Source organism: Streptomyces sp. CB02009 (genome assembly GCF_001905825.1).
GTDB lineage: Bacteria > Actinomycetota > Actinomycetes > Streptomycetales > Streptomycetaceae > Streptomyces.
Genome location: NZ_LIVV01000015.1, coordinates 77690 through 86317, shown reverse-complemented (window position 1 = coordinate 86317; position 8628 = coordinate 77690). Strand labels below are relative to the sequence as shown.

7 protein-coding genes are annotated in these 8628 nt (G+C 73.5%); 5 read left to right on the top strand and 2 right to left on the bottom strand.

The features are described 5' to 3' along the window. Positions 1–663: 663 nt before the first annotated feature. Both AMK27_RS39270 and ptsP read left to right on the top strand, forming a co-directional pair. Positions 664–1113 (top strand): PTS sugar transporter subunit IIA, encoded by a 450-nt coding sequence (locus AMK27_RS39270; protein ID WP_055600192.1) that lies wholly within the window; start codon positions 664–666, stop codon positions 1111–1113. 80 nt (positions 1114–1193) lie between these two features. After that, the gene (gene ptsP, locus AMK27_RS39265; RefSeq protein ID WP_073919127.1) at positions 1194–2864 is read left to right on the top strand and encodes a phosphoenolpyruvate--protein phosphotransferase; all 1671 of its coding nucleotides are present in this window, start codon (positions 1194–1196) and stop codon (positions 2862–2864) included. Between the two features lie 71 nt (positions 2865–2935). On the opposite strand, the gene AMK27_RS39260 is transcribed toward ptsP, so the two are convergent. Together AMK27_RS39260 and AMK27_RS39255 are read right to left on the bottom strand one after the other, a co-directional pair. Beyond that, positions 2936–3835: a hypothetical protein gene (locus tag AMK27_RS39260; protein WP_073919126.1), complete on the bottom strand. Its 900-nt coding sequence runs from the start codon at positions 3833–3835 to the stop codon at positions 2936–2938. Between the two features lie 24 nt (positions 3836–3859). Further along, positions 3860–5146: an MFS transporter gene (locus AMK27_RS39255; RefSeq protein ID WP_274535768.1), complete on the bottom strand. Its 1287-nt coding sequence runs from the start codon at positions 5144–5146 to the stop codon at positions 3860–3862. A gap of 46 nt (positions 5147–5192) precedes the next feature. Between AMK27_RS39255 and AMK27_RS39250 the strand changes: the two genes are divergently transcribed. The 3 genes from AMK27_RS39250 (at position 5193) to AMK27_RS39240 (ending at position 8595) form a co-directional block, all read left to right on the top strand. Further along, on the top strand, positions 5193–6512 hold the full coding sequence (locus AMK27_RS39250; RefSeq protein ID WP_073919123.1) for an aminotransferase class I/II-fold pyridoxal phosphate-dependent enzyme: 1320 nt from the start codon (positions 5193–5195) through the stop codon (positions 6510–6512). Positions 6513–6646: 134 nt separating this feature from the next. Next, positions 6647–7495: an RNA polymerase sigma factor gene (locus tag AMK27_RS39245; protein WP_079188794.1), complete on the top strand. Its 849-nt coding sequence runs from the start codon at positions 6647–6649 to the stop codon at positions 7493–7495. Next, positions 7492–8595, top strand: coding sequence for a CU044_5270 family protein (locus AMK27_RS39240; RefSeq protein ID WP_107425785.1), 1104 nt, complete (start codon positions 7492–7494; stop codon positions 8593–8595). The genes AMK27_RS39245 and AMK27_RS39240 overlap by 4 nt, the downstream gene beginning before the upstream one ends. The last annotated feature ends 33 nt before the right edge of the window (positions 8596–8628 follow it).

The following is an 8628-nucleotide window of genomic DNA, read 5'->3' as shown; positions in this document are numbered from 1 at the left end:
TGACACTCGCGTTGAGCGGGACAGTCAGACCGGAATAAGGCCGACTGTCCACAGCGTCCTCGCTGTGTATGTTGCCTGCTGACCATGAAGGCCGGCAGGACTTTCAAAGGAACCTCGCCATCCGAAGATGGACGGGGTATCAACTAATCTGGCGTTGATTTTTGGCACGCTGTTGAGTTCTCAAGGAACGGACGCTTCCTTTGTACTCACCCTCTCGGGCTTTCCTCCGGGCTTCCCTTCGGTATTTCGTGTTTCCAGCCTAGCAGATCCAATTTCCCGTTTCTGCCACCCGCTGGAGCGGGTTCGCTGGGCAGGAATTCACTTTCGCGCTTTCCGTTCCCGGCGGGGTTGAACATTACCAGGCTTTCTCGGTCCCCCCGACCACGTCCCTGCGAGCATGCAGAGGTGTAGACCACTGGGGTTAGGATCTGGCTTGATAGGTGCTGCCGACCCGCGACTCAAGGCCGCGTTGGGGTCAGGCAGGAGTACGACAGTACATCCCACCGTCAGCTGAGGCAAATCGTTTCCGGTGGTCCCTAGCTCCGCCCAACTGGTACGTCTCGTGCGGAACTGGGACTTCTTATGACTTACGCTTCTGAACAGTACGCCGTCCAGGACAGGTAGTGACGGCGCCACACAATCTCCGCCCCTGGGAGGCTTCCCATGACAACCGTGACGTCGCCGCTTGCCGGACGCGCCATCGGTCTCGCCGCAGTTCCCGACCCGGTCTTCTCCGGTGCGATGGTCGGGCCCGGCACCGCCATCGATCCCGTACGTGAGCCCTCGGAGGCCGTCTCCCCCATCGACGGGGTCATCGTCTCCATGCACCCGCACGCCTTCGTCGTCGTCGACGGTGAGGGCCACGGCGTGCTGACCCACCTCGGGATCGACACCGTCCAGCTCAACGGCGAGGGCTTCGAGCTCCTCGTGAGCAAGGGCGACACCGTCCAGCGCGGACAGGCCGTCGTGCGCTGGGACCCCGCCGCGGTCGAGGCCGCCGGCAAGTCCCCCATCTGTCCCATCGTGGCCCTCGAGGCCACTGCGGACTCGCTCTCCCACGTCGTCGAGGACGGCGACGTGAAGGCCGGCGACCAGCTCTTCGGCTGGAGCTGAGCCGGATCGTCCCCGTGACGACCGCGAGTTCGACATTCAACGCGGCGGCACGCGCCGCCGCTCTATCGGAGACGGGTGAGATGGAGACAACGCTGCGAGGCGTCGGCGTCAGCCACGGTGTGGCGATCGGCGAGGTCCGGCACATGGGCACGGCGGTCCTCGAACCGCCGGCCAAGCAGATTCCGGCGGACGAGGCGGAGCGCGAACAGGGGCGCGCCCGCCAGGCCGTCGAGGCTGTCGCCGCCGACCTCAACGCACGCGGGAACCTGGCCGGTGGCGAGGCCCAGCACGTGCTCGAGGCCCAGGCGATGATCGCCCAGGACCCGGAGCTCATCGCCGATGTGGACCGCCGTATCGCCGTGGGCAGCACGGCCGAGCGCGGTATCTACGACGCCTTCTCGCACTATCGCGAGCTGCTCGCCGGTGCCGGTGAGTACATGGCCGGGCGCGTCGCCGACCTCGACGACGTGCGGAACCGGATCGTGGCGCGCCTCCTCGGTGTGCCGATGCCGGGTGTGCCGGACAGTGACGAGCCCTATGTGCTGATCGCGCGGGACCTGGCGCCCGCCGACACGGCGCTGCTGGACCCCACGCTGGTGCTCGGGTTCGTGACCGAGGAGGGCGGGCCGACCAGCCACAGCGCGATCCTCGCGCGGGCGCTGGGCGTGCCGGCGATCGTCGCGCTGCCGGGCGCGGGTGAGCTCGCCGAGGGCACGATGATCGCGGTCGACGGTTCGACCGGTGAGATCTTCGTGGACCCGAGCGAGGAGAAGAAGGCGGAGCTGACCAAGGCCGCCGCCGCGCGCAAGGCCGCGCTGGCGACGTCCAGCGGTCCGGGCGCCACCTCGGACGGGCACAAGGTGCCGCTGCTCGCCAACGTCGGTGGTCCGGCGGACGTGCCGGCGGCGGTGGAGGCCGGTGCCGAGGGTGTCGGTCTGTTCCGTACGGAGTTCCTCTTCCTGGACGACAGCGCGAAGGCTCCGTCCGAGGAGAAGCAGGTCGAGGCCTACCGCCAGGTGCTGGAGGCGTTCCCCGAGGGCCGGGTGGTCGTGCGGGTGCTCGACGCCGGCGCGGACAAGCCGCTGGACTTCCTGACTCCGGCGGACGAGCCGAACCCGGCGCTCGGTGTGCGGGGTCTGCGGTCGCTCCTGGACCACCCGGAGGTGCTGCGGACCCAGCTGACCGCGCTGGCGAAGGCGGCCGAGGGGCTGCCGGTGTACCTCGAGGTCATGGCGCCGATGGTGGCCGACCGTACGGACGCGAAGGCCTTCGCCGACGCGTGCCGTGAGGCGGGGCTGCGGGCGAAGTTCGGTGCGATGGTCGAGATTCCCTCGGCCGCGCTGCGGGCGCGCTCGATCCTCCAGGAGGTCGAGTTCCTTTCGCTGGGCACCAACGACCTGGCGCAGTACACCTTCGCCGCCGACCGTCAGGTCGGCGCGGTGTCGCGGCTCCAGGACCCGTGGCAGCCGGCGCTGCTCGACCTGGTGGCGCTGTCCGCCGAGGCGGCGAAGGCCGAGGGCAAGAGCTGTGGTGTCTGTGGCGAGGCCGCTGCCGACCCGCTGCTCGCGTGTGTGCTGACGGGTCTGGGTGTCACCTCCCTCTCCATGGGTGCTGCCTCGATTCCGTACGTGCGGGCGACGCTGGCCAAGTACACGCTGGCGCAGTGCGAGCGTGCGGCGGCCGCGGCGCGTGCCGCGGACACGGCGCACGAGGCGCGGGTGGCCGCGCAGGCGGTGCTGTCCGGGGAGTGATTCCCGGGGGTGCTCGACGAAGGGGCTTTCCGTCACCGAGGTGGCGGGGAGCCCCTTCGGCGTGTGCGGGGTCAGTGGTGGGTGGTCCAGTCGTCGTCGGGGTCGGGGGTGAGCAAGAAGCCGGCCCGGTGGTCGACGCCCGGTTCCGGGGAGAGGGGTTCGCCGGTGCGGGCGTCGGTGCAGTAGGCGGCGAAGACCTCGGCCTCGGTGAGGGGGGTGAGGGTGCCGCCGGTGAGGCGCCAGCCGTGCAGTCGGTCGCGGGCGCCGGGTGCGGTGGTGCGCAGGACGAGTCCACCGGGTGCTCCGAGGACGATGCCCGCGGCGAGGACGGCGGTGAACTCGGCGGCCGCGGTCTCCTCGACGGCGGTGGGTGCGGTGGTGCCGTCGGCGTGCAGGACGGCGAGGAGTCGGTCGTCGGCGGCCGGGACGCTGCAGACGAGGTGGTGGGTGCCCGGGCCGGCGGCCTCCAGGAGTCGGGCGAGGAGCCGGGAGGCGCGCTCGAAGGCGGCCCTGCCGATGTCCTTGCCGCAGGTGGCGCAGTCGCCCGTGGTGGCGAGGACCGTCGTGGCGTACTCCCAGGTGGCGTGGCGGACGGCGGTGTCGACCAGCTCGGGGAGGAGGGTGCTGAGGGGCTGTCCGGTGTAGGTGATCCGGGCGCCGGTGGCGGCGAGGTGGGCGGTGAAGCGGCTGCGGCTGGTGGGGTGGTCGGGGTCGAGGGCGGTTTCGGCGCAGTAGGCCGCGTACTCCTCGGGGTCGAAGAGGGTGACGGTGGTGTGGCCGCCCTGGGTGGCGAGGGTCTTGAGGAGGGCCTCGACCTGGCGGAGGTAGGTGGCGTGGTCGTCGAAGACGAAGGTGCGGTACCGCCGCATGGCCGTGAAGTCGTGCTCGTCGGCGAGGAGGCCGACGGTGCTGGGTACTTCGCGGCGCAGGGCGCGGCGGAGGTTCGCTGGGGTGGTGCCGGTCCGTGTCATGTCTCCCCCTGGAATGCGGTCCGATCAGTGCTCACTCACCGTAACCTTCGCCACTGACAGTGACGGCTCGGGGAGGCGTCGGCGGACGAGGCGGTTCTGCACGGCACTGGTGCCGACGAGCACGGCACCGAGGAAGGGCCAGGCCAGGGGGCCGGCGGAGACGAGGCCGGTCATGAGGAGGGGGCCGACGAAGCGCTGGGTGGACTGGGCGAGGCCGTGGACTCCGAGGTAGGCGCCCTGTGCGTCGTCGGGGGCGAGGGCGACGGAGATCTCCCAGGACGCGATGGTGTGGATCATCTCGGCGAAGGTGAGGACGACGGCCGCGGTGATCAGGGCGGCGACGGCGAGGGTCCGGCCGCCGAGGGCGGAGACGGTCAGGGCGAGCGTGCCGACGGTGAAGAGGACCGCGAGGGGCGCGAGCAGGCGGCGGGCGGCTTCGGTCGAGGAGCCGAAGCGCGAGAGCGGGACCTGGAAGATCACGACGAGGGCGCTGTTGACCACCATCAGGAGCGGGGCGAGGCCGACGGGGGCCTCGGTGGCGTGGACGATCCAGAGCGGCAGGGCGACCTGGAGGATCGAGTCGTGGAGGAAGAAGACCGAGTCCGCCGCGGTGAAGCGGAGGAAGCCGCGGTCGCGCCAGGGATTGGAGGGCTTCGCCGCCGGGGTGGCGTCGGTGGAGGCGGCGGCGACGCGGGAGGTGGTGGGGGCCGGGGGTTCGGCGCAGCGGAGGGTGAGCGCCGCCATCACGAGGTAGGAGAGGGCGTCTCCGACGAGGAGGAGGTGGAAGGCGGTGGTACTGCCGACGGCGAGGGCGGCCGCGGCGCCGAGGCCGCCGAGGGTCCAGCCGATGTTGGAGGTGGTGCGGTTGACGGCCTGGTAGCGGACGCGGTCGGGGCCGGCGACCCGGGCGGCGTAGAGCTTGGTGAGGACGTTGGTGGCGCGGTCGGGAAGGGCGCCGGCGGCGGAGAAGAGGACGAGCAGGAGGTAGTCGTCGGTGGTGAGGAGGGCGAGGAGGGCCGCGGCGCGGAGCAGTTGGGTGCCGATGATGACGCGGACGAGGGGGAAGCGGTCGGCGAGCCGGCCTCCGAGCGGGGCGCCGGCGATGCCGGCGGCGCCGGAGACGGCGATGAGGAGGCCGACCTGGCCGAGGTCGAGCCCGGTGACGAACGTGAAGTAGAGGGCCATGGCCGTGGACCAGAGTCCGGTGCCGCACTTGTCGATGAAGCCGATGACGAGCATGCGGCGGCCGTCGCGGCCACCGGGGATGCGGTCTTTGAGGGCTGTTCGGGTGGAGCGGGTGGAGCGGCTCAATGGGTCCCCCTTGCCAACTGCTTTGTATTGATACATACTTGATTACGTGGCAGCACAATATTCGATCGATGGCACGACGGCCAAGGGGATTGCCGCGTCCGTGGAGCGGGGCGTCGCCGACGGCGCCCTCTCCCCCGGTGACGCCCTGCCGCCCGTGCGGCGGCTCGCCGACGACCTGGGAGTGAGTCCGGGGACGGTCGCGACGGCCTACAAGGAGCTGCGGCAGCGCGGCCTGATCGTCACGCGGGGCCGGGGCGGGACGGTCGTCGCGGACGTGCCGTCGGTGGCCTCCCGGCGTCCGCCGCGCGTACCCGAAGGCCTTGTCGACCTCGCCGGCGGCCACCCGGACCCGCGCTTCCTCCCCGTGCTGCGGCCACCGGCGACGGTCACCCCGGGGTACGGGTCCCACCGTGCCGCGCCCCGCACGGCGGCGCTCGAGGAGGTGACCCGGCAGTGGTTCGAGCGGGACGGCGTGCCCGCACGGCACGTGACCTTCGCGCACGGCGCACTCGACTGCATCGCCCGGCTGCTCTCGACGGAGCTGCGGCCGGGTGACGCGGTGGCCGTGGAGGATCCCGGATTCCATCATCTCCTCGACCTCGTCCCCGCGTTGGGCATGCGGTTGGTGCCCGTGGCCGTGGACGGCGAGGGTCTCGTACCGGAGTCGCTGCGGGCGGCGCTGCGGGGCGGCGTGCGCGCGGTGGTGTGCAGCCCGAGGGGCCAGTGTCCGACGGGGGCGTACTTCACCCGGTCGCGGCGGGACGAACTCGTGGCGGTGCTGCGGGACTTCCCCGAGGTGCTCGTCGTCGAGGACGACCACAACGCGGAGATCGGCGGGGCGACCGCGTACACCCTCGCCGCCGCCGGGCTCGACCGGTGGGCGCAGGTGCGTACCGCCTCGAAGCACCTCGGGATCGACCTGCGATGGGCCGGCGTCGCGTGCGACGCGGCCACCCTCGCGCGGCACGACGGGCGGATGCTGATGACCTCGGGTTGGGTCAGCCACCTGCTCCAGGAGACGGTGGCCGGCCTCTTCCTCGACGGCGCGGTGCGCGCGCTCGTGGCCGACGGCGAGGCCGCGTACACGGAGCGGCGGACGGCCCTGATCGACGCGCTCGGGGCGTACCGGATCCGGGCGGTCGGCGCGAGCGGGCTGAACGTGTGGGTGCCGGTGCGGGACGAGTCGGCTGTGGTCAACGGGCTGCGGACGCGGGGCTGGTGGGTGGCCGCGGGGGCGCGGTTCCGGATCGCCGCCCCGCCGGCCGTGCGGATCACCGCGTCGACGCTCGCCCCCGAGGAGGCGCCGCGCCTGGCGGCGGACTTCGCGGAGGTCCTCGGGGACGCGCAGGCGACGTACGGCGGTTGACGCCGGCCGGGGGCCGCGCGGGCCGGGGGCAGGGGCAGTGGTGACGCACGTCCTGGTCAGGGCCGGTGCGCGGTGTGGCGGGGGTCACGGGAACCCGGACGAACCACCGCCCAGTGCCTTGTGTGGAATCACCTATGAGAGATCGTTTCCGCGCCGGGGACCCCTCCGCGCTCGGTGAGGCGTACGACGAGCACGCGCGCGTGCTGTACCACTACGCCCTCCGGGTGTGCGGGGACCGGGCGGCGGCCGAGGATGTCGTCTCCGCCGCGTTCCTGGAGGCCTGGCGCTGCCGCGGGAAGGTGCACGCCGAGGGCGGCAGTCTGCGCCCCTGGCTGCTCGGCATCGCGACCAACATCATGCGCGGGTCCGCCCGCGAGGCACGGCGGCGGGACGCGGCGCTGGCCCGGATGCCCGACCGGGGCGTCCTGCCGGACTTCGCCGACGACGTCCTCGCCCGGATGACCGACGGGGAGCAGATACGGGCCGCCCGCGCCGCTCTCGGCAGGCTCCGGCGGCGTGAGCGGGAGGTCTTCACGCTCGTCGTGTGGGCCGGGCTCGACTACGCGGCCGCCGGGGAGGCGTTGGGCGTCCCGGTCGGGACGGTCCGGTCCCGGTTGTCGCGGGCGCGTGAACGGCTCCGGAAGCTCGCCGACGCCGAACTGCGCACGGCACGCCGGGAGGAGCGGGCGGCGGCCGCCGCGGTGCGGTCGCCCGGCAGAGCCGTGAGGCCGGCCGGCGGAGCTGTGAGGCCTCCCGGCGGAGCTGTGGGGCCGCACGACGTACCCGCCCGCGGCACCCGTCCGCCCGTCGCCGACTCCGGAGCCGCGCGCCCCGCCTCTTCCCCCCTGGCCGAGGGCCGAACCGCCCTCCCCGGTGCCCGGGGCCGAGCCACCGCACCCGATGCCGTCGGCCGAGCCGACGCGGCGCCGTCCACCGTCCGTCCCGCCCTCGTGCCCCGACCGATCCCGGAGAACCAGGCATGAACGCCTTCACCCCCCGTACGCCGCACCACCGCACGGCCGATGCGCGCGGGGACGCGCTGCTGCGGGCCGAGCTCGCCGAGCTGCTGCCCCCGCCGCCGGTGCCGGAGCTCGCGCCGGAGCGGGACCGCGAGCTGCGGCACACCGTCCTGCGGACCGCCCTCGCCACCGGTGACGGCGCCGCGGCCCGCCCGCCTCGTGAGCGCGGGGCGCGCGGCGGGCTGCGGCTCGGCTGGATCGCCGCGCCCGTCGCCGCCTGCGCGGTCGTGGCCGGTGCCGTCGTGCTCGCGCCCCAGGAGGGGCCGGCCGGCCCTCCGGGCCGTGTCTCGGCCGGGCGGCCCGCGGCCCCTGATGCCGTGCGCGTCCTGTCCGGTGCCGCGCTGGCCGCGGCGGCCGCGCCCGCGCCGGACGCCCGGCCGGGCGGGTACGTCTACGTCAAGAGCCTCGTCGCCCACGCGGGGCGCGACGCGGCCGGCGGACCGGCCGCGCTGCCGCCCGCGCACCAGCGCGAGGTGTGGCTCCCCGTCGACGGCGGCCGCCCGGGGCTGCTGCGCGAGCCCGGCGCCGCCGACACGGAGCTCGGGGCCGAGCTGCCCGTGTACGAGCTGGACGGTCCCGGGGCCACGCCCCGCAGGACCACCCTCGCGACGGCGGCGCCCTCGGTCACGAACCCGACCCACGCGTACGTGGCGGCGCTCCCCACGGATCCGGACGCGCTGCTGCGCCTGGTCCGGGACCAGACGCGCGCGGGCGAGGGCGACGCCGACCAGCGGGCGTTCACCGCGATCGGGACCCTGCTCGCCGAGACCTGGGCACCGCCGAAGGTCACCGCCGCGCTGTACGGGGCGGCTGCGCGGATCCCCGGAGTGACCCTGCTGCCGTCCGCGAAGGACGCGGCCGGCCGTGAGGGCGTCGCGGTGGCCCGTACCGCGCACGGCGAGCAGACGCAGTGGATCTTCGACCGGACGACGTCGGCGTTCCTCGGTGAGCGCACGGTCCTCACCAGGACCACCTCGGCGGGACCGGCCGGGACGGTCCTCGGGGTCTCTGCGGTGCTCGCCAAGGCGTCCGCACCGGCGCCCGGCGTGCTGCCGAAGGGCTGAGCCCGCGGCGCGGGCCGGGCGGAGCCGCAGGGC